General features: G+C 73.4%; 12 protein-coding genes and 1 pseudogene. 5 read left to right on the forward strand and 8 right to left on the reverse strand.

Annotated elements, in window-relative coordinates; translation table 11 throughout:
• Positions 1–65: 65 nt before the first annotated feature.
• The 4 genes and pseudogenes from treS to C9F11_RS28340 all read right to left on the reverse strand — a co-directional run bounded on the left by treS (position 66) and on the right by C9F11_RS28340 (position 6,816).
• Positions 66–1,802, reverse strand: a complete 1,737-nt coding sequence (gene treS / locus C9F11_RS28325) for a maltose alpha-D-glucosyltransferase (protein ID WP_138961907.1) — start codon at positions 1,800–1,802, stop codon at positions 66–68.
• A 1-nt stretch (position 1,803) separates the two neighbouring features.
• A pseudogene (locus tag C9F11_RS28330) lies at positions 1,804–3,842 on the reverse strand (alpha-1,4-glucan--maltose-1-phosphate maltosyltransferase); the annotation flags it as partial.
• A gap of 298 nt (positions 3,843–4,140) precedes the next feature.
• The gene (locus C9F11_RS28335) at positions 4,141–5,310 is read right to left on the reverse strand and encodes a S8 family peptidase (RefSeq protein WP_138961909.1); all 1,170 of its coding nucleotides are present in this window, start codon (positions 5,308–5,310) and stop codon (positions 4,141–4,143) included.
• A 309-nt stretch (positions 5,311–5,619) separates the two neighbouring features.
• Positions 5,620–6,816, reverse strand: a complete 1,197-nt coding sequence (locus tag C9F11_RS28340) for a S8 family peptidase (RefSeq protein ID WP_138961910.1) — start codon at positions 6,814–6,816, stop codon at positions 5,620–5,622.
• Between the two features lie 536 nt (positions 6,817–7,352).
• Here C9F11_RS28340 and C9F11_RS28345 point away from each other — a divergent pair.
• The 5 genes from C9F11_RS28345 (at position 7,353) to glgP (ending at position 16,791) form a co-directional block, all read left to right on the forward strand.
• Positions 7,353–7,754: a nuclear transport factor 2 family protein gene (locus C9F11_RS28345; protein WP_249402233.1), complete on the forward strand. Its 402-nt coding sequence runs from the start codon at positions 7,353–7,355 to the stop codon at positions 7,752–7,754.
• A gap of 456 nt (positions 7,755–8,210) precedes the next feature.
• A complete protein-coding gene (locus tag C9F11_RS28350; RefSeq protein ID WP_138961912.1) occupies positions 8,211–8,738 on the forward strand; it encodes a hemerythrin domain-containing protein in 528 nt (175 codons plus the stop codon).
• Positions 8,739–8,876: 138 nt separating this feature from the next.
• Positions 8,877–11,576 carry a serine/threonine-protein kinase gene (locus tag C9F11_RS48205; RefSeq protein WP_212767839.1) on the forward strand — a complete coding sequence of 900 codons (2,700 nt, stop codon included), beginning with the start codon at positions 8,877–8,879 and terminating at the stop codon, positions 11,574–11,576.
• A gap of 84 nt (positions 11,577–11,660) precedes the next feature.
• Positions 11,661–14,024 carry a serine/threonine-protein kinase gene (locus C9F11_RS28365; RefSeq protein ID WP_138961914.1) on the forward strand — a complete coding sequence of 788 codons (2,364 nt, stop codon included), beginning with the start codon at positions 11,661–11,663 and terminating at the stop codon, positions 14,022–14,024.
• Positions 14,025–14,148: 124 nt separating this feature from the next.
• Positions 14,149–16,791: an alpha-glucan family phosphorylase gene (gene glgP, locus C9F11_RS28370; RefSeq protein WP_138961915.1), complete on the forward strand. Its 2,643-nt coding sequence runs from the start codon at positions 14,149–14,151 to the stop codon at positions 16,789–16,791.
• 127 nt (positions 16,792–16,918) lie between these two features.
• On the opposite strand, the gene C9F11_RS28375 is transcribed toward glgP, so the two are convergent.
• The 4 genes from C9F11_RS28375 to C9F11_RS28390 all read right to left on the reverse strand — a co-directional run bounded on the left by C9F11_RS28375 (position 16,919) and on the right by C9F11_RS28390 (position 24,512).
• Positions 16,919–18,559, reverse strand: a complete 1,641-nt coding sequence (locus C9F11_RS28375; protein ID WP_138961916.1) for a M4 family metallopeptidase — start codon at positions 18,557–18,559, stop codon at positions 16,919–16,921.
• 287 nt (positions 18,560–18,846) lie between these two features.
• Positions 18,847–20,526, reverse strand: coding sequence for a M4 family metallopeptidase (locus C9F11_RS28380; protein WP_249401915.1), 1,680 nt, complete (start codon positions 20,524–20,526; stop codon positions 18,847–18,849).
• A 402-nt stretch (positions 20,527–20,928) separates the two neighbouring features.
• Positions 20,929–22,749 carry an ABC transporter ATP-binding protein gene (locus tag C9F11_RS28385; protein WP_249402234.1) on the reverse strand — a complete coding sequence of 607 codons (1,821 nt, stop codon included), beginning with the start codon at positions 22,747–22,749 and terminating at the stop codon, positions 20,929–20,931.
• Entirely contained in the window at positions 22,740–24,512 is a 1,773-nt protein-coding gene (locus C9F11_RS28390; RefSeq protein WP_138961919.1) for an ABC transporter ATP-binding protein, read from the reverse strand. The genes C9F11_RS28385 and C9F11_RS28390 overlap by 10 nt, the downstream gene beginning before the upstream one ends.
• Between the last annotated feature and the right edge of the window lie 210 nt (positions 24,513–24,722).

A 24,722-nucleotide genomic window follows, 5' to 3' on the forward strand; every position in this document is an offset into this window, starting at 1 on the left:
CGAGTGCCCGGTGCGGCGTGCCTCACGCCTGCCGCGGGCGGGTTCGCCGCACTGTCACGGCGACCTTACGCCGGGTCCTCGCGCAGCCGGAACCAGTAGAAGCCGTGCCCCGCCAGGGTGAGCAGGTACGGCAGTTCACCGATGGCCGGAAAGCGCACCCCGCCGATCAGCTCGACCGGATGGCGGCCGTTGAAGACCCGCAGATCGAGCTCGGTCGGCTGGGCGAAGCGGGAGAAGTTGTGCACGCACAGGACGAGGTCGTCCGCGCCGTCGCCGTCCGCGCCGTCCGCGCCGGTGGACGGCGCCTCCCGCAGGAAGGCCAGAACGGCCGGATTCGACGAGGGCAGTTCGGTGTACGAGCCGAGGCCGAACGCCGGGTTCTGCTTGCGGATCTCGATCATCCGTCGGGTCCAGTGCAGGAGCGAGGACGGCGAGGACATGGACGCCTCGACGTTCGTGACCTGGTAGCCGTAGACCGGATCCATGATCGTGGGCAGATAGAGGCGGCCGGGGTCGCAGGACGAGAAGCCCGCGTTGCGGTCGGGTGTCCACTGCATGGGGGTGCGCACCGCGTCGCGGTCGCCGAGCCAGATGTTGTCGCCCATGCCGATCTCGTCGCCGTAGTAGAGGATCGGCGAGCCGGGCAGGGAGAGCAGCAGCGCGGTGAACAGCTCGATCTGGTTGCGGTCGTTGTCGAGGAGGGGCGCGAGTCGGCGGCGGATGCCGATGTTGGCGCGCATGCGCGGGTCCTTGGCGTACTCCGCGTACATGTAGTCGCGCTCCTCGTCGGTGACCATCTCCAGGGTCAGCTCGTCGTGGTTGCGCAGGAAGATGCCCCACTGGCAGCCCGAGGGGATGCGCGGCGTCTTGGCGAGGATCTCCGAGACGGGGTAGCGCGACTCGCGGCGGACGGCCATGAAGATGCGCGGCATCACCGGGAAGTGGAACGCCATGTGACACTCGTCGCCGCCGTGCTCGAAGTCGCCGAAGTAGTCCACGACGTCCTCGGGCCACTGGTTGGCCTCGGCGAGGAGCACGGTGTCCGGGTAGTGGGCGTCGATCTCGGCGCGCACCCGCTTGAGGAGGTGGTGGGTGCGGGGGAGGTTCTCGCAGTTGGTGCCCTCCTCCGCGTAGAGGTACGGCACCGCGTCGAGCCGGAAGCCGTCGATGCCGAGGTCGAGCCAGAACCGCAGGGCGGAGATGATCTCCTCCTGGACGGCCGGGTTCTCGAAGTTGAGGTCCGGCTGGTGGGAGAAGAAGCGGTGCCAGTAGTACTGCTTGCGCACCGGGTCGAAGGTCCAGTTGGAGGCCTCGGTGTCGACGAAGATGATCCGGGCGTCCTGGTACTGCTTGTCGTCGTCGGCCCAGACGTAGTAGTCGCCGTAGGGGCCCTCGGGGTCGTTGCGCGAGGCCTGGAACCACGGGTGCTGGTCGCTGGTGTGGTTCATGACGAAGTCGATGATCACGCGCATGCCCCGCTGGTGGGCGCAGTCCACGAACTCCACGAAGTCCGCGAGGTCACCGAACTCGGGCAGGACCGCCGTGTAGTCCGAGACGTCGTAACCGCCGTCGCGCAGCGGCGATTTGAAGAACGGCGGCAGCCACAGGCAGTCGACGCCCAGCCACTGGAGGTAGTCGAGTTTGGCGGTGAGGCCCTTGAGGTCTCCGATGCCGTCGCCGTTGCTGTCCTGGAAGGAGCGGACCAGGACCTCGTAGAAGACGGCGCGCTTGAACCACTCCGGATCGCGGTCCTTCGCGGGAGTGTCCTCGAAGGTGTCCGGGACGGGCTCGTTGACGATCATGTGTGGGTGACCCTCCGATCAGCGGTAGGACGGTCGCAGGACGAGTACGTGCGCGGGCGTGACGCCCGGATCCAGGCGCACGTAGTTGGCCCTGCCCCAGTGGTAGGTCTCGCCGGTGAGCTCGTCGCGCACCGGCACGGACTCGTGCCAGTCGAGGCCGAGCTGTGGCATGTTCAACGAGACCGTGGCTTCCTGGGTGTGGTGGGGGTCGAGGTTCACGACCACCAGAACCGTGTTCGATCCGCCGGGGTGCCGCACGGTCTTGGAGTACGCGAGCACCGCGTCGTTGTCCGCCTCGTGGAAGTGCAGGCCGCGCAGCCGGGCGAGGGCCGCGTTGGCGCGCCGTATCGCGTTGAGCCGGGTGATGAGGGGCGCGAGGGTGCGGCCCTCGCGCTCGGCCGCGGCCCAGTCGCGCGGGCGCAGCTCGTACTTCTCCGAGTGCAGGTACTCCTCGCTGCCGGGGCGCAGCGGAGTGTTCTCGTACAGCTCGAAGCCGCTGTACACGCCCCAGGCCGGGGAGAGCGTCGCGGCGAGCACGGCGCGCACCGCGAAGGCGGGCGGCCCGCCGTGCTGAAGGTAGGCGTGCAGGATGTCCGGCGTGTTCACGAAGAAGTTGGGCCGCAGGTAGTGCGCGGTCTCGGTGGACAGCTCGGTGAGGTAGTCGGTCAGTTCCCGCTTGTCGTTGCGCCAGGTGAAGTACGTGTACGACTGGTGGAAGCCGATCGCGGCGAGGGTGCGCAGCATCGCGGGCCGCGTGAACGCCTCGGCGAGGAAGAGGACGTCCGGATCCGTGCGGTGGATGTCGGCGAGGACCTCCTCCCAGAACGCGACGGGCTTGGTGTGCGGATTGTCCACGCGGAAGACCCGCACCCCGTGCCCCATCCAGAAGCGCAGCAGCCGGATCGTCTCGGCGGTGATGCCCGCCCTGTCGCGGTCGAAGTGGAGGGGGTAGATGTCCTGGTACTTCTTCGGCGGGTTCTCCGCGTACGCGATGGAGCCGTCCGCGCGGTGGGCGAACCAGTCGGGGTGCTTCTCCACCCACGGGTGGTCGGGCGAGCACTGGAGGGCGAAGTCCAGGGCGACTTCGAGTCCGAGGCGGCCCGCCTCGCGCACGAACGCGTCGAAGTCGTCGAGCGTGCCCAGGTCCGGGTGCACGGCGTCGTGGCCGCCCGCGGGGGAGCCGATCCCCCAGGGCACGCCGACGTCGTGCGGCCCGGCCGACAGGGAGTTGTTCGCGCCCTTGCGGAAGGTCGTGCCGATGGGGTGCACGGGCGGCAGATAGACGATGTCGAAGCCCATGTCCGCGATCGCCGGGAGCCGCCGCGCGGCCGTGCGGAACGTCCCGGACACGGGTGGCCGGCCCGCGCGGACCAGCGCGCCCTCCGAGCGCGGGAAGAACTCGTACCAGGAGCCGAAGAGCGCGCGCTCGCGGTCGACACGGAGGGTGAACTCCGCACTGGTGGTGATGAGTTCGCGCAGCGGATGGGCGGCGAGCACGGCGTCCGCCTCCGGGGTCAGCGCACCGGCGAGGCGGGCGGAGGGCGCGCGTGCGGGGTCGCGCAGCGCCTCGACGGCGGCCCGCAGGGGGCCGCGCAGCTCGGGCGGCGCCCCGGCGGCGGCGCGCTCGTAGAGCCGGGTGCCCTCCAGGAGGACCAGGTCGGTGTCGATGCCCGCGGGTATCTTGATCTCCGCGTGGTGCCGCCAGGTGGCCACCGGGTCGCTCCACGCCTGCACGGCGAACGTCCAGTCGCCGTGCGCGTCGGGCGTGACGTCGGCGCCCCAGCGGTCGGTGCCCGGCGCCAGCTCGCGCATCGGGGTCCAGGGGCCCGCGCGTCCGGCCGGGTCCCGCAGCACCACGTTCGCGGCGACCGCGTCGTGGCCTTCGCGGAACACGGTGGCGCTGACCTGGAACGTCTCGCCGACGACGGCCTTGGCCGGGCGTCGGCCGCAGAGCACCACGGGCTCGACGGCGAGGATGGGGATCCTTCCGGTGACCGGCACGGAGGCGAACTCCTCTACGTCCTTGCGGGGTTCGGGCATGACCGCTCCTGTTCCGCGTGCGCGTCGGCGGATGTCGGCTGTGGAGGGGTTCCGCGGGTGCGCGTGCGCGTCCGGGACGACGGGCGCGAGCACGCGCGTACCGGTGGAGCCTTCCCACGCTTCTCGGGTGGGCAATCCGGCGCTTTGTTAACTACTCGCGCGTAACGGCATACACAAGACCGGTCACGGGAAAACCGAGCGACCCGGCCGCCCCACCGCGGCAACGACGGACCCCCGGCAGGCGGGGTGCGCCTGCCGGGGGTCACGGTGCGGCGGTGCGACGCCGACTACGCGACGGTCACGACTTGACCTGGAGCAGTCGGTTGGGCGAGCCGGGGCCCACGTTGATGAGCCGGTTCTTCGCGGTGCGGTTGACGAGCATCTGCATCACCTCGGACGGCGGCGCGGTGCGCTTGTCGGCGAGGTACAGGGCCGCGGCCCCGGCGACGTGCGGCGCCGCCATCGACGTGCCGGAGAGCGTCGCGGTGGCGTTGTCGTTGGTGTTCGACGCCGACTTGATGGCCACGCCGGGCGCGAACATGTCCACGCTCAGGCCGTAGTTGGAGAACGCGGGCCGGGTGTCGCCGCGGTCGGTGGCCCCGATCGTGAGCGCCTCGGCGACGCGCGCGGGCGAGGTGCCGCTCGCGGGCTGGCCCGAGTTGCCGGCCGCGACGGAGTACGTCACGCCGGACCTGATGGAGTTCCGCACGGCCTGGTCGAGCTGGGCGTTGGCGGAGCCGCCGAGGCTCATGTTCGCCACGGCGGGCTTGCGCGCGTTGCGGGTCACGAAGTCGATGCCCGCGATGACGCCGGACAGCGTGCCGGAGCCCTGGTTGTTGAGCACGCGCACGCCCACGACCTTGGCCTTCTTGGCGACGCCGTACTTCGTGCCCGCGATGGTCCCGGCCACGTGCGTGCCGTGGCCGTTGCCGTCCTCGGCGATCGGGTCGTTGTCGACGAAGTCGAAGCCGGAGCGGGCGCGCCCGCCGAACTCCGAGTGCGTGGTGCGCACGCCGGTGTCGATGACGTAGACGGTGACGCCCGCGCCCGCCGAGTCCGGATAGCGGAACGTCCGGTCGAGCGGCAGCTTGGGCTGGTCGATGCGGTCCTCGCCCCAGGACGGCGGGTTGACCTGGCGCGCGTCCGTGTGGAGCGTGATGTCCGGGCTGACCGCGCTGACCGACGGGTCGGCGGCGAGCCGCTGGGCCTCGGCCGCGCTGGCCTTGACGGCGAAGCCGTTGAGCGCCGAGCGGTAGGTGCGGCTGATCTTCACGCCGTACTCGTCCGCGATGTCCCTGCCCTCCGCGGACGCCGCGCGGGTGTCCGACTTCAGGGTCACGACGTAGCCGTGCTCGGCGGTGTCGGGCGCGGCCTGCGACGACGGGGCGGCGACGGCGAAGCCGCCGACGAGAGCGACGACCGTGACGGCCGACACCCGTCGTATACGACGCGTGTGTGACAACTGCATGTGCTGGTTCCCTCCCCTTGGACGCGACCTTCCCTCCCCTGGGCAGCGGCCGCGTGTCCGGGCCGCGTCAGGTCGCGAGTCCCTGAAGCGTGGACTGTCCGGGTGAAGCGCAACAAGCCTGTGCGAGCGAGGGCATGTCTCGGTTCGGGTACACGCCGAGCCCTGCCGTAGGCATACACGTGCAACTTGAGCGGAAGCCTGGAGGGAAGGCCGAGGGCCAAGGTGGGGCTTGGGTGTCGGGTCGCGCAGAGTTACGACCCCGACCCCCGGCAGGGGGTGAGGATTCCTGCCGGGGGCCGCCGGTCGGGGCTACTTAACTTGCAGCAGTCTGTTCGGCGAGCCCCCGCCGATTCCCGACAGCTTGTTCTTGGCCGAGCGGTCGGTGAGCCACTTGCCGACCTTGGCGGGCTTCGCCGTGCGGTGGTCGGCGAGGTACAGCGCGGCCGCTCCGGCGACGTGCGGTGCCGCCATCGACGTACCGGAGTACGTCGCCGTGGCCGTGTTGCTCGCGTTGGACGCGGACTTGATCGCCACGCCGGGGGCGAACAGGTCCAGGCGCGAGCCGTAGTTGGAGAAGGAGGGGCGCTTGTCGCGCCGGTCGGACGCCCCGACCGTCAGGGCCTCCTTGACCCGGGCGGGCGAGGAGCGCGTCGCGGACTCGCTCTCGTTGCCCGCCGCCACCGAGTAGGTGACGCCGGACGCGATGGACTTGCGCACCGCCGCGTCCAGCGGGGCGAAGGCCGGGGTGCCGATGCTCATGTTGGCGACGGCGGGCTTGCGCGCGTTCCTGGTCACCCAGTCGACGCCCGCGATGATGCCGCCGAGGGTGCCTCCGCCCTCCTCGTCGAGCACGCGCACGGCCACGATCTTGGCCTTCTTGGCGACGCCGTACTTCGTGCCCGCGACCGTTCCGGCCACGTGCGTGCCGTGCCCGTGGGCGTCCTGGGCGACGGCGTCGTTGTCGATGAAGTCCCAGCCGGAGCGGGCCCGTCCGCCGAAGTCCTTGTGCGCGGTGCGCACGCCGGTGTCGATGACGTAGACGGTGACACCAGCGCCCTTCGACCGCGGCGCGGTGTACGACTTGTCGAGCGGCAGGCTCTTCTGGTCGATGCGGTCCAGGCCCCACGACGGCGGGTTCGGCTGCCGGGCCGCGGCCCGCGCCCCCAGGTCCACCCGGACCTTCCGGTCGGCGACGACGCCGGTGACCGACGGGTCGGCCGCGAGTTCGCGCGCCTCGGCGGCCGTGGCGCGCACGGCGTAGCCGTTGAGCGCCGCGCTGTACGTGTGCTGGATGCGCGCGTCGTACTTCTCGGCGAGGCTCTTGCCCGCGCCGGAGGTGGACTTCGTGCCCGGCTCGAGCGTCACGATGTACGTGCTGCTCCGGCCTTCGCCGCCGGCGTCGGACGCGGCGTGCGACGGCGGGGTCACGGCGGCCAGCAGGCCCACCGCGGCGGCGGCCGCGACGGCCCCCGCCCCGCGCCGCGTTCTGGTGTGGTGCTTGGTCATGTGGTGCGTTCCCTCCCCTGGAAACGGCTGGTGACGACGCCCTGTGCGCACTGCGTCGTCCGCAGGCGTGCTGGGCAGCGTCTCGTGCGCGGGTGAACGGCCACAAGCCGGATAGCGGGGCGGAATCGGTCATATCGCCCGCACTTTGGCCGGTTACGGCTCAACCCAAGCTGAGTCTTGGGGGCATGGTAGTAAATCCGAGGATTGACTTGGGTTTTTTGTCTCCCCGATGATCAGTGAGGGCCCAGGGCGGCAACCCGCCCCGCCCCGGCCGGAGTCCGGAATCCGGCCAGGGGCGGGGCGGGCGCCGACCCGCCCGTGGGCGCGGGGCCCGCGCGCCGGGGCGCGGAGGTGCCGGGCTGCGGCGCCCGGCCGAGGTGTGTGTCCGAGGACCGCCAGCGCGCGGCGCGGCCACGGGGCACCCTCGCCCCATGACCACCACGCCACCCACCGCGTCACTCGCCCCGCCACCCACCGCGTCTGCCGCTTCGGCCGCCAGCGCGTCACCCGTCGACGCCCGCTCCGTGCTGACCGCCATGTACGCCGCCGAGACCCGCTATCTGGCCGCGGGCGGCCCCGGCCGCGCGTCCTTCGCCCCGCTCGCGCCCCACTTCGCGCCCGACGTCGTCCTGCACCAGGCCGACGGCCTGCCGTACGGCGGCACCTGGCGGGGGCACGAGGGCCTGGAGCGGTTCTTCCTCGCGATGGCCGACACCTGGGACCGGTTCGACATCGTGCGGCAGGAGTTCCTCGCGGACGGCGGCACCGGAACGCGCCGGACGGTCTGCGTGCACAGCGACATCCACGCCCGCGCCCGGGCCACCGGCCGCGCACTCGCCTTCCCCATCCTCCAGGCCATCACCGTGGAGGAGGGCAGGATCCGCGAGGTGCGGCCGTTCTACTGGGACACGGCGGCGATCGCGGCGGCCTGCCGCTGAGCGCGCGTACGGCCTGCGCCGCGTGCCGTACGGCACACCGGTCCCGCGTTGACAGGGCGCGGGACCGGTGTCTGTAATGGTGCGCGTGCCGCGTGGCGTGGGCCGAAGAGCAGTGGGCGGGCCTCCGACCGGGCGAGCACCTTCACCAAGGGACATGACCTTGCGTTCACTTCGTATCGCGTCGCCGCGCTGCGGCTGACGCAGCCGCGTACCCGGCGCAGCGCCGTACCCGCCGGATCGGCGTAGCCCCGTACCCGAGGGAACGGCACAGCTCCGTACCCGCCGGATCGGCGCAGCCCCGTACCCGACGCAGTCGCCGCGGCCGCGTACCCACGCCCCTTTCCCGGGGTCCGGGCCGCGCCCGCGCACGACCTTCCCCTTCTTCCCCTCTTCACCGCGTCCGTCGGTCCGTCACACACGCGCGGACGCGCCACCCTGTCTGGAGATCCCTTCCGCATGTCCACGCCCACGCCCACTCCCACACCCACCGGCACCCCGCGCCCCCGCGAGGTCCGCACCCTCGCCGACAAGCTCCTGGAGGTCCACGACTGGCTGCGCGAGCAGCTCGGCCACCTCCGGGCCGAGGCCGCGGCGCACCTCGCCGCCCGTGCCGCCCACCAGGGTCCCGCCGCACCGCCCGCGCCCGGCCTCGGCCTGCAGATCCGCCAGCGCTGCCTGGAGTTCTGCGACGCGCTCACCTTCCACCACACCGCCGAGGACGAGCACGTCTTCCCCGGCGTCGTGGAACACCACCCCCACCTGCGCGAACCCCTCGCCCGGCTCGGCGCGGAGCACCGCGAGATGGCCCGCGTGAAGGAACGCCTCCTCGCGCTGCTCGACGACGTCACGACCGCCGACCCCGAGGCGTTCCTCACGGAGTTCGACACCCTGGCGCGGCTCCTCACCGCCCACCTGGAATACGAGGAGAGCTGGGTCGTGCCGGTCCTCGCGGACGTGCCGTTCCCGCCCGGTCCGCCCTCCTGACTGCCGCCCCCCGGTGAACCGAGTAATCTGCCGGGGCGTTTCGTGAGGTGACGGCGGTACGACCGCCCGTGCCGAGCGCGGACGCGACAGCTACCGGGCAACAGGGGCACAGGGGGACGGGGCGGAATGATCGGTCAGTTGAGGGACACCTCCCCGCGCCGGACGGGACCGTACGAGATCGTCGCCCGGCTCGGCGCGGGCGGCATGGGCGAGGTGTTCCTGGGCGTGCCGCAGGACGCCCCCGGGTCCGCGGAGCCCACCGCGGTCCCGGGCCCCGCCGCGGCCCCGGATCCCGCCGCGGCCCCGGACCCCACCGCCCAGGGCGGCCCCCGGACCCCCTACGACCCGGACGAGCTCGTCGCCGTCAAGGCCGTCCGGCGGGACCTCGCGGAGGAGCCCGCCTTCCGGGCCCGCTTCCGGCGCGAGATCGCCGTCGCCCGCTCCGTCACCAGCCCGTACGTCGCCCGGCTCGTCGCCGGTGACGCCGACGCCGAACAGCCCTGGCTCGCCACGGAGTACGTGGCCGGGCCCACCCTCGCCGAGGCGGTGCGGCGGCACGGCCCGCTGCCCGTGCCCGCCGTCGCCGCGCTCGGCACCGCCATGGCCCGGGCCCTGGCCGCCGTGCACGCCGCCGGGGCGCTGCACCGCGACCTGAAGCCCGCCAACGTCCTCATCGGCCCGGAAGGGCCCAAGCTCATCGACTTCGGTGTCGCCCGCACCCCCGGCGCCACCACGATGACCGCCACCGGGCTGCTCGTCGGCACCCCCGGCTTCATGTCGCCCGAACACGTCGCGGGCGGACGGCACGTGGTGGCCGCGTCCGACGTCTTCTGCCTCGCCTCCGTCCTCGTGTACGCGGCCGTGGGACGCGACCCGTTCGGCGACGGGCCCGTGGCCGCCGTCCTGTACCGGGTGTCGCGTGCCGAGGCCGAACTCGACGCCGTGCCCGCGGAGTTGCGCGAGGTCCTCGCCGCCTGCCTGGTCGTGGACCCGGCCGCGCGGCCGGGCCCCGAGGAGCTCGCCGGGCGCCTCGCGGGCCTCGGCGGAGCGGACGGCCCCGGCTTCGCGTGGCCCCCGCCCGTCGCGGCGGCCGTCGCCGAGGCGCGGCGCGACGCCGAGCAACTCTGCGCCGCGGGGCGGCCGCTGCTGCCCCTGCCCGCCCCGCCCGCCGCCCCGCCCGCCGCCCCGTCCGCCGCGCCGCCCGGCGGTGAGCCCGCCGGAGAGCCCACGCCCACGTGGACGCCCACCGCCCTGAACACCCCCGCCGGGCCCGGCGCCCCGGCCGCCCACGAGCTGCCCACCATGGGCGCCGCCGCGCCCTCGGCGGCCACCGCGCCCGGCGTGCCCCGGCGGCGCGGCCGCCGTACCGCGTTCGCCGTCGTGGCCGCCGTGGCCGTGGCGGGCGGTGCCGCGGGCGCCCTGCTCGCGCTGCTCGGCCCCGACTCCGGCGGCGACGGCGCCGACGGTGCGAAGGGCGGCGCGGCCCGCCCCGGCGCCGCCCCGTCCAGCACCCTGCCGCCCGCCCGGCTGATCGCCGCCGCGGGCGTGGACAAGGAGGGCACCGACGACCGCAGCGGCCTCGTCCCGCAGTACCCGCAGCAGCGCCCCAAGGGCTGGAAGCCGTGGCGCGGCTCCTTCTCGCACGCGCCGATGAACTGCGCCGCCGACACCCGCGCCGTCGTCTGCCTGCTCACCGACGGCACGTACGAAGCGATCGGCGCGTCCGACGGCAAGCGCCGGTGGGCCTCCGACGGGCGCACCGGCGATGACGGGGGCACCGGGGGCGAGGCCTATGTGAGCCCCTCCGGGAAGCTGTTCGTGCCGGGCGACTCCCTGGCCCCCGTCGTGCGCGGCGGGACCTCCGTCATCGCCCGCGAGGGGCGTCTCCAGGTGCGCGACTCCGCGTCCGGCGCCGTGCGCTGGTCCGCGCGCCCGCCGGAGGGCAGGTACTTCACCCGTGCCCTGCTCGGCGACGGCCTGCTCCTGGTCACCGCCGAGGCCAAGCCGTACGCCGACGGCGGCCCCCAGGGAGCGGTGCTCCTCGCGTACCCGCTGGGCGGCGGCGCGCCCCGGTGGACCGCGCCGCTCAGCACCGACGAGCTGTCCGGCGCCGAGCAGAACGGCACGTACGGCGCGGAGGTCGCCCGGCACGGCCGGGTCTACGCCTGGGCGAAGCAGGGCCTGGTCGCCCTCGACGCCGGGACGGGCGCCCGCCGCGGCAAGGCCTACGACGGCGAGCAGTGCCGCGGCGTGATGGCCGTGGGCGGGCAGATCCTGTGCCCGGCCGTGGTGACCAGCGGCTCCGGCTTCGACGACGCCACCGAGGACACGGGCACCCGGGTGACCCGGCTCGACGCCGAAACCCTGGCCGCCGAGGGCGCGTTCGCCTTCAAGGCGCCGCAGGTGAGGCCGGACGGAACGGTGCCGCCGGACGTCGTCGTCACCGCCGTCGGGCCCGGCAGCGCCCTCGCGTACGACACGGAGGGGGCGAAGCTCCTCGTCGCCGAGACGGCGAAGGGCCGGGTCACCCGCAAGGAGCCCCTGTCCGTCGCCGAGGACCGGATCGTGCGGATGATCTCCTCGGCGCCGCTGCTCATCGGCGACCGCGCGCTCGTCGCCGACAACACCACCCTGCGCACGGTGCCGCTCACCGCGTCCGGCGCGGTGCGCACCCTGCGGGTGCCGGGCGCGCCGGGCGACCGCGCGCCGAAGCGGAGCAGCGACCCCGGCACGGTCATCGCCGACCAGCTGCGGGCGCCGACGGTCCTGCCGCTCGGCGGGGTCGCGACGATCGTGTACGACCAGGGCACGGTCGTCTCCGTCCGCATCCCCTCCTGAACACCCGCCTGCCACGCGGAGCCGCCGGGCCCGAGCCCCGGGACGCCCCGGTTCCCTCCCAGACCCGACCCCCGAGGAGTCCCCGTGCTCGCACCGCTGACCGGGCCGCCGCGCCACGTCGGCCCGTACCGGCTGCTCGCCCGCATCGGCGCGGGCGGCATGGGGGAGGTCTTCCTCGCGCGGTCCCGGCCGGGCACGCCGCTCGTCGCCGTGAAGACCGTGCGCTCCGACCTCGACATCGACCACGAGTTCCGGGTCCGCTTCCGCCGGGAGATAGCCGCCGCCCGGGCCGTGTCGGGGCCCGGCACCGCCGCCCTCCTCGACGGCGACGCGGACGCCGAGGTGCCGTGGCTCGCCACGGAGTACGTGGCCGGGCCCGCCCTCGGGCAGACCGTGCGGCGCTGCGGCCCGCTGCCCGTCGGCGCGGTGCGCGCGCTCGGCGCCCGGCTCGCCCAGGCCCTCGGCACCGTGCACCTCGCACAGGTCCTGCACCGCGACCTCAAGCCCGGCAACGTCCTGCTCGCCCCGGACGGGCCGCGGCTCATCGACTTCGGCATCGCGCAGGCCTTCGACGCGACGGCGCTCACCACCGCGGGCATGATCGTGGGCACGCCCGGCTATCTGGCGCCCGAACAGCTCCTGGGCAGCCACGCGGTGGTGCCCGCTTCCGACGTGTTCGCCCTCGGAGCCGTGCTCGCGTACGCGGCGAGCGGACGCGGCCCCTTCGACGACCCGGAGATCGCCTCCGTCATCTTCCGCATCACCCAGGGCGACGCCGATCTGTCCGGGGTGCCGCGCGACGACGGCCTGCGGGAGACCGTGGCGGCCTGTCTGGCACCCGCGCCCGCGGACCGTCCGACCGCCGCGGAGCTCGCGGCCCGCCTCGAAGGGCCGTCGGCGGCGGTGCCCTGGCCGGCCGAGGTCCTGTCCCTGTTCGCCGAGCACCGCGAGGCCGTGGAGCGGTGCGAACGGGAGGCGGCGGAGGGGGAGTTCGCGGCGGCCGACACGGTGACCGGAAGCGGCGCGGGAGCGGGCCGCGCCCCCGCCCCCGCGCCGCAGGCCCCGCCCGTCGCCCCCGCGCGCGGGCCCGGCTCCCCGGCGTCCGGGCCCGCGCGCCGCCGGTGGGTGTGGATCGCCGCCGCCGCGCTGACCGTGTCCGCCGTGACGCTCGCCGCCGTACTCCTGCCGGGCGGCGGCGGCGGAGGCGGCGGAGACGGCGGGGGCCGCGAAGCCGGTGCCTCCGGCTCCCCGGCCGGCCCGTCCGGCGGCGGCGAGCGGGGCCCGCTCGTCGTGTCCGAGTACGGCGACGCGCACCGCACCGGCGACCACGGCCCCGACGGCCTGCGCGCCGCCGCCCGGCCCGAGGGCTGGAAGCCCTGGTCCGTGGCGCGCCCCGCGGGCCTGGACGACCGGGGCGACGGCTGCGTCCTGGCCGACGCCACCCTGGTGTGCCGCGACGGCAAGGGCGCGGCCGCGGGCTTCGACGCGGCGAACGGGCACCACCGCTGGACGACGCGCGGCTTCCGCGGCCGCGCGGACGGGCTGACCGGCATCCAGGCGGTGCCGCCCGAGGCCGACGCGACCGGCCGCGCCGTCTACGTACCGAGCGAACTCGGCGTCACCAAGGTCGACGTGGCGTCCGGCACGGAACGCTGGCGCAAGGCGGCGCCCACCGGCCGGGGCATCCTCGCGCTCGCGTACGCCAAGGACGTCGTCTACGCCGTCGAGTTCCGCCCCGGCGGCCCCACCCCGGGCGGCGGGCCCGGCTCCGTCGTCCGGGCCCGTGCCGCGTCCGACGGCCGCGAGCTGTGGCGGTCCAAGCCGCTGCCCAAGACGGCGGGGCCGCTGGTCGTCGACGGCGGGCGGGTGTTCACGGCCCTGGAGAAGGGCGGTGTCGTCCGCCTGGACGCGCGGACCGGCTCCACCGCCCGCACCGCGTCCGTGCCCTGTGACGACCTGATGCTGCGCGGCCCGTCGCTGGTGTGCTGGGGCCGGGGGCGCGCGGGCGTGCGTGACCTCGACCCCGCGACCCTGCGCACCCGGCGCGTCCTCGCGCCCGGCGTGCGCCCCTCGGGCCCGCGTCCGGTGCTCGGCCCGGCGGGCGTGCTCGTCGTGGCGAGCGACAGCCCCGAACCCGACGCCGTCATCGAGCACGAGCTGAGCGCCTACGACTGGCGCACCGGCAAGCGCCGCTGGCGCTACGGCGCCCCCGACGACCTGGTCACGCTGGCGCTCGCGGGCGACCGGGTGCTGTCCGCGGGCGCGTTCGAGATCCGCGGCCTGCGCCTCGACGGCGACGTCGACACCCTGCGCACCAAGGACATCCCGAAGGCGGGACCCACGGGGAGGACGGACCCCTTCGCCACGTTCCGGCATCCGCTCTACGCCGGCGGCGCCGTCTTCACCACGACCGCGGAGGGCAAGGTCGTCTCCGGGAACGCGCCCTGACCCCCGCGCCCGCGGCGGTCACGACTTGCCTTTGTCCCGGGCAAGTTCACGGTCCCGTGGTGGCGGGGCGGCCCGACCCCCTACCGTCGATGGGTCACGTACGTCCTCCGACAGAGGTGCCGCCGTGAAAGCCATCCGTCGCATCACCGTACGTCCCGTCCTGCCCGCCGCCCTCGCCCCGCTCAGCGAACTCTCCCGCAATCTGCGCTGGTCCTGGCACACCGGGACCCGTGACCTCTTCCGCGACGTCGACCCGGCCCTGTGGGAGGCATCGGGCGGCGACCCCGTGCGCCTGCTCGGCTCCGTGCCCGCGGCCCGCCTCGCCGAGCTGGCCGCCGACGAGGACTTCCTGCGCCGCCTCGGCGAGAGCGCCGACGACCTGCGCGAGTACGTCACCGGCCGCCGCTGGTACCAGGAGCGGCAGGCCGAGCCGCCCGACCCGCCCGGATCGGACCTGCCCGCCGCCGTCGCCTACTTCTCGCCGGAGTTCGGCGTCACGGCCGCCCTGCCGCAGTACTCCGGAGGCCTCGGCATCCTCGCGGGCGACCACCTGAAGGCGGCCAGCGACCTCGGCGTGCCCCTCATCGGCGTCGGGCTGCTCTACCGGCACGGCTACTTCCGGCAGTCCCTCACCCGCGACGGCTGGCAGCAGGAGCACTACCCCCTGCTCGACCCGAACGAGCTGCCCCTCACCCTGCTGCGGGAGCCCGACGGCACCCCCGCCCTGGTGCGCCTCGCGCTGCCCGGCGGCCGGGCCCTGCGCGCCCACGTCTGGCAGGCGCAGATCGGCCGCGTGCCGCTGCTGATGCTGGACTCCGACGTCGAGGAGAACGACCCCGGCGCCCGCGAGGTCACCGACCGGCTCTACGGCGGCGGCAGCGAGCACCGGCTGCTCCAGGAGATGCTGCTCGGCATCGGCGGCGTCCGGGCCGTGCGCACCTACTGCCGCCTCACCGGACACCCCGCGCCCGAGGTCTTCCACACCAACGAGGGCCACGCGGGCTTCCTCGGCCTGGAGCGCGTCCACGAACTGGTCCAGGGCGGGCTCGCCTTCGAGGGCGCCCTGGAGTCGGTGCGCGGCGGCACCGTCTTCACCACCCACACACCGGTGCCCGCCGGGATCGACCGCTTCGACCGCGAGCTGGTCGCCCACCACTTCGGCCCCGAAGCCGAACTGCCGGGCATCGACGTCGAGTTGATACTGCGCCTGGGCATGGAGACCTATCCGGGCGGCGACGCCAACGTGTTCAACATGGCCGTGATGGGGCTGCGCCTGGCCCGCGGCGCCAACGGCGTCTCCACGCTGCACGGCAAGGTCAGCCGGGAGATGTTCCAGGGCCTGTGGCCCGGGTTCGACCCCGAGGAGGTGCCGATCACCTCCGTCACCAACGGCGTGCACGCACCCACCTGGGTGGCTCCCGAGGTGTTCCGGCTCGGCGCCCGGCAGATCGGCGCGCGCCGCACCGACCACGCCCTGTCCGTCGGCGGCTCCGAGCGCTGGGACGCCGTCGCCGACATCCAGGACGCCGACATCTGGCAGCTGCGCCGCGAGCTGCGCGCCCAGCTCGTGGACGAGGTGCGCCGCCGGCTGCACGCGTCCTGGCGCCAGCGCGGCGCCGCCACCGCCGAGCTCGGCTGGATCGACGAGGTCCTCGACCCGGACGTCCTCACCATCGGCTTCGCCCGGCGCGTGCCCTCGTACAAGCGCCTTACGCTGATGCTGCGCGACCAGGACCGGCTCCTGGAGCTGCTCACGCGTCCCGAGCGGCCCGTGCAGATCGTCGTCGCGGGCAAGGCGCACCCGGCCGACGACGGCGGCAAGCGGCTCATCCAGGACCTGGTGCGCTTCACCGACGACCCGCGGGTGCGCCACCGCGTCGTCTTCCTGCCCGACTACGGCATGGCGATGGCGCAGAAGCTGTACGCGGGCTGCGACGTATGGCTGAACAACCCGCTGCGCCCCCTGGAGGCCTGCGGCACCTCCGGCATGAAGGCCGCGCTCAACGGCTGCCTCAACCTGTCGGTCCTGGACGGCTGGTGGGACGAGTGGTTCGAGCCCGACTTCGGCTGGGCGATCCCCACCGCCGACGGCTCGGCCACCGACGACCACCGCCGCGACGACCTGGAGGCGGCCGCCCTGTACGACCTCCTGGAGCGGCGGGTCACCCCCCGCTTCTACGAGCACGGGCCCGAAGGCCTGCCCGACCGCTGGATCGAGATGGTGCGCCGGACCCTGACCCGGCTCGGCCCGAAGGTCCTCGCCGGGCGCATGGTGCGGGAGTACGTGGAGCGCCTGTACGTGCCCGCCGCGCGCTCCCACCGCGTGCTCGACGCGGACGCCGCCACCGGGTTCGCCGCGTGGAAGAACCGGGTCCGCGCGGCCTGGCCGGGCGTCGCCGTCGACCACGTCGAGGCCACCGCCGTGGGCACCACCGCGGAGCTCGGCGCGACCCTCGCGCTGCGGGTGCGCGTCCGGCTCGGCGAGCTGTCCTGCGACGACGTCGAGGTGCAGGCCATCGCGGGCCGCGTCGACCCCGAGGACCACATCGCCGACGCCACCCCGGTGCCCCTGAAGCCCACCGGCGCCCCCGACGCCGAGGGCCGTCTGCTGTACGAGGGCCCCCTGGCCCTGGACCGCACCGGCCCCTTCGGCTACACGGTCCGCATCCTGCCGTCCCACCGCCTCCTGGCGAACGGCGCGGAACTCGGCCTGGTGGCCGTGCCGTCGGAGGTGACGGGGGAGGCGGCGGGCGTCTTGATGCGCTAAGTAAGAGCGCCCCTGAAAGGGGCGCGGGGAACTGCGCGACCAGCCACAACGAACCCGCAGATTCAGCAGCAAAAATGGTACGGGCGGCACCCAGGGGGTCTCCCCGAGTGCCGCCCGGCTCACAGGGTTACTTGACGTTCACGCCGGTCCAGGCGGCGGCAACCGCCTTCGCCTCGGCGGAGGTGGCGCCGTACAGGTCGCTCGCGGCCTTCACCGTGTCCTTGCGCGCCTGCGCGTAGTTCGTGGTCGAGGTGAAGTACGTCGACAGGGCCTTGAACCAGATCTTCTCGGCCTTGTCGCGCCCGATGCCGGTGACCTTGGAGCCGTCCTTGGTCGGGCTGTCGTACGAGACGCCGTTGATCGTCTTCTGGCCGCTGCCCTCGCTCAGCAGGTAGAAGAAGTGGTTGGCGATGCCGGAGGAGTAGTGGACGTCGACGTTGCCGGCGTTGCTGCTCCAGTAGTCGAGCGACGAGCCGTCCTTGGAGGGCTTGTCCATGTAGCGCAGCGGGGTGCCGTCGCCGTTGATGTCGATCTTCTCGCCGACCAGGTAGTCGCCCTTGTCCAGGCTGTTGTTGGCCTTGAACTCGACGGCGGCGGCGAAGATGTCGCTGGTGGCCTCGTTCAGGCCGCCGGACTCACCGCTGTACTCCATGTTGCCGGTGGCCGAGGTGACGCCGTGGGTCATCTCGTGGGCGGCCACGTCGATGGAGGTGAGGGGCTTGGCGTTGCCCTCGCCGTCGCCGTACGTCATGCAGAAGCAGGAGTCCTGCCAGAACGCGTTGACGTAGGCGTTGCCGTAGTGCACGCGGGACGTGGCGCCCTTGCCGTCGCCCTTGATGCCGCTGCGGCCGTGCACGGACTTGTAGTAGTCCCAGGTGAGGCCCGCGCCGTAGGCGGCGTCGACGGCGGCGGTCTGGGTGTTGGAGGGCTTGCCGGTGCCCCAGACGTCGTCGGCGTCGGTGTAGAGCTTGCCGCCGCTGGAGCCGTGGTTCAGGTCGTACGTCTTGTGGTTGCCGCGCCCGGAGTCGGTCAGCTGGAAGGTGCTGCCGCTCTTGACGGAGCCGACCGTGACCTTGCCGCTGTACTGGCTGTTGCCGGTGCCGGTCTCGATGGCCTGGTACTGGTACAGCTTCTTGCCGGTGGCCGCGTCGGTGATGACGTGCAGCTCGCTCGGCGTGCCGTCCTTCTGCACGCCGGTGACGACCGTCTCGTAGGCGAGCGTGGGCGTGCCCTCGGCGGCCCAGATGACCTTGCGCGGCGCGCGCGGGTCGGCCTTCGCGGTGTCGCCGGTCTTCGCGGCGGTCGACTTGGCGGAGGCGGCCACGGACTTCGGGGCCAGCTTCGCGTCGGTGGACGCGACCTTGATGGCGGCCTTGGTCGCCTTGCTGACGCCGTTGACCGAGCCGTCCTTCGCGGTGTGGACGACGAGGTCGCCGCCGAGGACGGGCAGTCCGGCGTAGGTGCGCTCGTAGCGGGTGTGCGTGGTGCCGTCGCGGTCCTTGACGACGTCGCGGACGACCAGCTTCTCCTTCGCGCCGAGGCCGATGCGGTCGGCGGTGGCCGCGGCCTTCTCCCCGGCGCCCTGGAGCAGGTCGGCGCGGGCGGTGGCGGAGAGCTGGGCGGGCGCGGCGGCGGGGGCCGTTGCGGCGGCTCTGGCCGTGTCGGGCTGTGCGGAGGCGCCGGTGGTCATTCCGGCGGTGAGCAGCGCTCCGGCGGCGACGGCGGTGGCGATGGCCAGAGTGGAACGCTTCGATATGTGGGGGGTCACGCATGCTCCTTGTGTGAAGGCCCGGATGGCATGGGGGACCACCCGGGCCGAACTGGTGCTGTGCGGATGAACTGGTGTGCCGTGCGTGAGCAGCGTGCCATTTGAGCCAGGTACATGTCAGGACCTTGACCGAATGTTGGCCAGATTGCGTCCGTTGGCCGATGGTCAAGGTCCGCCATGCGAACACCGCGTGAACGGACCGCCGGATGCGTTGACGCGGTGAACTGCGGCGCCGCCCCGGAGGGTTGGTGGTTCCGGGCTCCCCGGAGCGGCGCCGACCGCGTCGGCTAGGGGCGTGCGCCGACGTTGACGGCCGCCCAGGCGTTGGCGACCGCGGTGTACTCGGCGCTCGACGTGCCGTAGAGCTCGCCGGCGGCGGCCAGCGTGCCGGTGCGCGCCGCCGCGTAGTTGGTGGTCGTGGTGAACTTCGTGGTGAGTGCCCTGAACCAGATCTTGGCGGCCTTGTCGATGCCGATTCCGGTCACAGGCTTGTTGTCATACGTCGGCGAGTCGTACGAGACGCCGTTGACGACCTTCTTCCCGCTGCCTTCGCTCAGCAGGTAGAAGAAGTGGTTGGCGATGCCGGAGGAGTAGTGGACGTCCACGTTCCCGGCGGTGCTGCGCCAGTTGTCCAGCGACGAGCCGTCCTTGGAGGGCTTGTCCATGTAGCGCAGCGGCGTGCCGTTGCCGCGGATGTCGATCTTCTCGCCGACCAGGTAGTCGCCGACGTCCGAGGCGTTCTTGGCGTTGAACTCGACGGCGGCCGCGAAGATGTCGCTGGTCGCCTCGTTCAGGCCGCCGGGCTCGCGGCTGTACGTCATGTTGCCGGTCGCGGAGGTGACGCCGTGGGTCATCTCGTGGGCGGCCACGTCGATGGAGGTGAGCGGCTTGGAGTTGCCCGAGCCGTCGCCGTACGTCATGCAGAAGCAGGAGTCCTGCCAGAACGCGTTGACGTAGTTGTTGCCGTAGTGCACGCGTGAGGTGGCGCCGCGGCCGTCGTTCTTGATGCCGTTGCGGCCGTGCACGGTCTTGTAGTAGTCCCAGGTCAGGGCCGCGCCGTAGTGGGCGTCCGCGCCCGCGGTCTCGGCGTTGGAGGCCTGGCCGTTGCCCCAGATGTCGTCCGGGCCCGAGAACAGGGTGCCGTTGCCGGACGTGCTGCGGTTGAGGTTGGTCGTCTTGTGGTTGCCGCGCGCGGTGTCGGTGAGCGTGTACTGCGAGCCCGACTGCTGCGTGGTGAGCTGGACCTGGCCGCTGTACTGCGTGTTGCCGGTGCCCTCGTGGACGCCCTGCCACTCGCCGAGCTTCTTGCCGGTCCTGGCGTCGGTCACCACGTGCAGCTCGTTCGGCGTGCCGTCCTTCTGGAAGCCGCCGACCACCGTCTCGTAGGCGAGCCTCGGGGCACCGCCCCTGCTGTCCCCGAGCCAGATGACCTTGCGCGGCTTCTGGGACGCCTTGAGCTTGGTGGAGCCGTCCGCCCTGGAGACGCCGAGGGCCTGCTTCTCGGCGCTCGCCGCCTTGACGTCGGCGCTCGTGCCGAGGCCCGTGAGGCGGGCCTTCGAGGCGCGGTTGACGTCCTTGACCGCACCCGACCTGGCGGTGGCGACGACGAGGTCGCCGCCGAGGACGGGGAGCCCGGCGTAGGTGCGCTCGTAGCGGGTGTGCGTGGTGCCGTCGCGGTCCTTGATGACGTCGCGGACGACCAGCTTCTCCTTCGCGCCGAGGCCGATGCGCTCGGCGGTGGCGGCGGTCGAGGCGTCCGCCGCGCGGATCAGCTCGGCCCGCTGCGACGGGGAGAGCTGCTGCGGCAGGGCACCGGCGTTGGCCTTGGTCCCGGCCGCTGCCTGGTCGGCCGACGCGGTGGTGGCCTGGACGGTCACGCCGAGCAGGGCGGCGGCGGCGACGAACGCGCCGATGGCGGTGGCACGCCGGTGGGAGGGGGTTCTGCGGGATGTGGGGGATGTGCTCAACACGGACTCCTTCTGCGCGGCCACGGGGGTGCGTGGCCTGTGGCGACCCGGCGGCGGGTGACCGGCCGGGCAGAGCAGGGCAGTACGTGGTGCCTGGCGCGCGCCGCGCCGCTTGGGGGGACGCGCCGCGCGCGGGAGCCGCCGGTGCGTGAGCTCCTGTGCGACTGGTGAGGGGAAGAGTGCCATTCGAGACAGGTACATGTCATTCAGTTGGCGTACTTTGGCTGGAATACGTCCGGTGCGTGGGTTCGGGCGTCCGTTATGCGGCGCAAAGGGGGGTTGCCCTCGGCCGTCCGCTTGCCGGTTGTCGGTGGCTGGGCGCGCAGTTCCCCGCGCCCCTTCGGGGCGCGCTCCAGCTCGGGGCGCGCTCCAGCTCCGGGTGCGCCCTCGTACCGGCTGAGGTCAGCTCACCAGGCTCTCTCGCCAGGCCTTGTGGAGTTGGGCGAAGGGGCCCGTGGACGCGATCAGTTCGGCGGGGGTGCCGTCCTCGACCACGCGGCCGTGTTCCATGACCAGGACGCGGTCGGCGATCTCCACCGTGGACAGGCGGTGGGCGATCACGACCGCCGTGCGGCCGTGCAGGACCGTGTCCATCGCCCGCTGCACGGCCCGCTCCCCGGGGATGTCCAGGGAGCTGGTGGCCTCGTCGAGGATCAGCACGGCCGGGTCCGCGAGCAGCGCGCGGGCGAACGCCACGAGCTGGCGCTGCCCGGCCGAGATGCGGCCGCCCCGCTTGCGCACGTCCGTGTCGTAGCCGTCGGGCAGGGCCGCGATGAAGTCGTGGGCGCCGATCGCCTTCGCGGCGCGTTCGACCTCCTCGCGGGTGGCCTCCGGGCGGCCGATCGCGATGTTCTCCGCGACCGTGCCGGAGAACAGGAACGCCTCCTGCGTGACCATCACGACGCCGCGTCTGAGGTCGGCCGTCGCGAGCTCGCGCAGGTCGACGCCGTCGAGCAGGACCTGGCCCTCGGTGGGGTCGTAGAACCGGGCGAGGAGCTTGGCGAGCGTCGACTTGCCCGCGCCCGTGGAGCCGACGACGGCGACGGTCTGCCCGGCGGGCAGCGTGAGGTCGAAGCGCGGCAGGACCTCGCCGCCCGTCCGGTACGCGAACCGCACGCCGTCGAACACGACCGTGCGGCCCGGGTGCTCACCGGCCGGCTCGGGCAGCGGGCGCGCGGCCGACTGCTCCGGCTCCGGCACGGTCGGCGTCTGTGCGAGCAGCCCCGCGATCTTCTCCAGGGACGCCGCCGCCGACTGGTAGGAGTTGAGGAACATCCCGAGCCGGTCGATCGGGTCGTACAGGCGCCGCAGATACAGCACGGCCGCCGCGAGGACACCGAGGGCGAGGGTGCCCTCGGCGACGCGGTAGGCGCCCCACAGGACGATTCCGGCCACCGAGGTGTTGGCGACGAGCCGCGAGCCCACCACGTAACGGGCCATCTCCAGGAGCGCGTCGCCGTTCACGCGCTCGTGCTCCCGGTTCAGGGCGGCGAACCGTTCGTCGTTGGCCCGCTCGCGCCGGAAGGCCCGCACCGGCCGGATGCCGTTCATCGTCTCCGTGAACTTCACGATCACGGCGGCGATCGCCGTGGAGCGGACCCGGTACACCTTGGCCGCGCGGTGCTGGAAGAGCCGGATCAGCAGGTACAGCGGCACGAACGAGGCCACCGCGACCGCGCCGAGGCCGAGGTCGAGCCAGAGCAGCAGCGCCGCGATGTAGACGAAGGACAGGACGACCGTGAGCAGCTCCTGGAGGCCCTCGCTGAGCAGCTCGCGCAGCGACTCGACGTCCGTCGTGGACCGGGAGATCAGCCGCCCGGACGTGTACCGCTCGTGGAAGTCCACGCTGAGCGCCTGCGCGTGCCGGAAGATCCGCCCGCGCAGATCGAGCAGCACGTCCTGGTTCACCCGCGCCGAGGCCAGGATGAAGGCGTACTGGAGCACGCCGGAGAGCGCCGCGGACAGGCCGTAGCCGACGCCGACGGCGATCAGCGGGCCGTAGTCGTCCTTGCGCACGGCGGGCACGGCCGAGTCGATGGCGTACGCCACGAGCAGCGGGCCCGTCTGGACGGCGGCCTGCTGCAGGAGCAGCAGCACGGCGGCCAGCGCGACCCGGCCGCGCCGCGGCGCGAGCAGCGACCGCAGCAGCCGCCGGGTCGCGCCGGGCGCCGTGGGCAGCGTGTCCTGGTCGAAGTCGTCGAGGCCTTGCGTACTCACTGGGATCCCCCCGACATCAGCCACGCGTACTCGGCGTTGTCCCGCAGCAGTTCCTGATGGGTGCCCACGGCGGCGATGCGGCCGCCGGAGAGCAGGGCGACGCGGTCCGCGAGCAGCACCGTCGACGGGCGGTGGGCCACCACCAGGGCGGTGGTGTCCTTCAGGACGCGCCGCAGTGCCGCCTCGACCAGCGCCTCGGTGTGGACGTCGAGCGCCGACAGCGGGTCGTCGAGGACCAGGAACCTCGGCCGCCCCACGACCGCGCGGGCCAGGGCGAGCCGCTGCCGCTGGCCGCCGGACAGGCTCAGGCCCTGCTCGCCGACCTGGGTGTCCGCGCCCTGCGGCAGCGCGTGCACGAAGTCGGCCTGCGCGACCGACAGGGCGTGGCCGAGCTCGCGCTCCCCGGCGTCGGGACCGGCCCCCATGAGGACGTTCTCGCCGACGGACGCCGAGAACAGGGTGGGCTCCTCGAAGGCCACCGACACCAGCTCCCGCACCCGCTGCCGGGGCAGGGCCGCGATGTCCTCGCCGTCGAGCGTGATGCGGCCGCCGCTGACGTCGTGCAGCCGGGGCACGAGGGCGGTGAGCGTGGTCTTGCCGCTGCCGGTGGCGCCCACCAGGGCCATCGTCTCGCCCGTACGGATGTGCAGATCGATGTGGGACAGGACCGGCGGCGTCTCCTCGTCCGCGTCCGGATAGCGGAAGGAGACCCCTTCGAAGCGCATCCCGTCGGCGGCCCCCGGCGCGCTCCCGGCGACGGCGCCCGCGTCGGACTCCGGCTCCGCGTCGAGCACTTCGAAGTACCGCTCCGTGGCCGTCGCCGCCTCCTGGCTCATCGCGAGCAGGAAGCCCATCGACTCCACCGGCCAGCGCAGCGCGAGCGCCGTGGACAGGAACGCCACCAGGGTGCCCGCCGACAGGTCGCCGTCGGCGACCTGCACGGAGCCGAGCACGAGCGCCGCCCCGATGGCCAGCTCCGGCAGCGTCGTGATGACGCCCCAGATCGCGGCGAGCAGCCGGGCCTTGGCCAGCTCGGTGCCGCGCAGGGTCCGCGACAGGTCGCGGAACGCCCGCGCCTGGCTGCGGTGGCGCCCGAAGCCCTTGATGATGCGGATGCCGAGGACGCTCTCCTCGACCACCGTCGTCAGATCGCCCACCTGGTCCTGCGCGCGCCGCGCCACGTCGGCGAACCGCGCCTCGAAGTACGACACGACGACCACCAGCGGCACCACCGGCGCGAGCAGCACCAGGCCGAGCGTCCAGTCCTGGGCGAGGAGGAGGGCCACGCCGACCAGGATCGTCGCGCCGTTCACCACCATGAAGGTCAGGGGGAAGGCGAGGAAGAGGCGGATCAGCATCAGGTCCGTCGTGCCGCGCGAGAGCAGCTGGCCCGAGGCCCAGCGGTCGTGGAAGGCCACCGGCATCCGCTGGAGGTGCCGGAACAGGTCCGCCCGCATCGACGCCTCGACCCCCGCGAGGGGCCGCGCCACCAGCCACCGCCGGAAGCCGAAGAGCAGCGCCTCCGCGACGCCGAGGCCGAGCAGGAGCAGTGCCCCGAGCCAGACCCCCGCGGTGTCCCCGTCGGCCACCGGGCCGTCCACCATCCACTTCAGGACGAGCGGGAAGACCAGGCTCATGCAGGAGGCCACGATGGCGACAAGAGCGGCCCAGAACAGGCGCTTTCGGACAGGGCGGACGTACGGCCACAGGCGCGTGAGCGTCCGGACGGCCGACCGGCCGCCTCCGGCGGATTCGAGTGTGGTGGACATCAGGGGTGAGCCTACGTTTCACCACTGACAGCGCCCACTGAGTTTCGTCCCGTACGCCGTCCTCCGCTGGTCCTAGGACCTTGGCCCCCACCCCTTCGAGCTGCGGGAACGCGGGTCCGCCGACGTGTACGTGCCCCCGGCGACGAGATGCCGAGCTCCCGCGGACGGGAAGGGCTCGCACTCGTCGCCGGGGGCACGCCCCACCGTGGC

The sequence above is a fragment of the Streptomyces sp. YIM 121038 genome, from assembly GCF_006088715.1.
Taxonomy (GTDB): domain Bacteria; phylum Actinomycetota; class Actinomycetes; order Streptomycetales; family Streptomycetaceae; genus Streptomyces.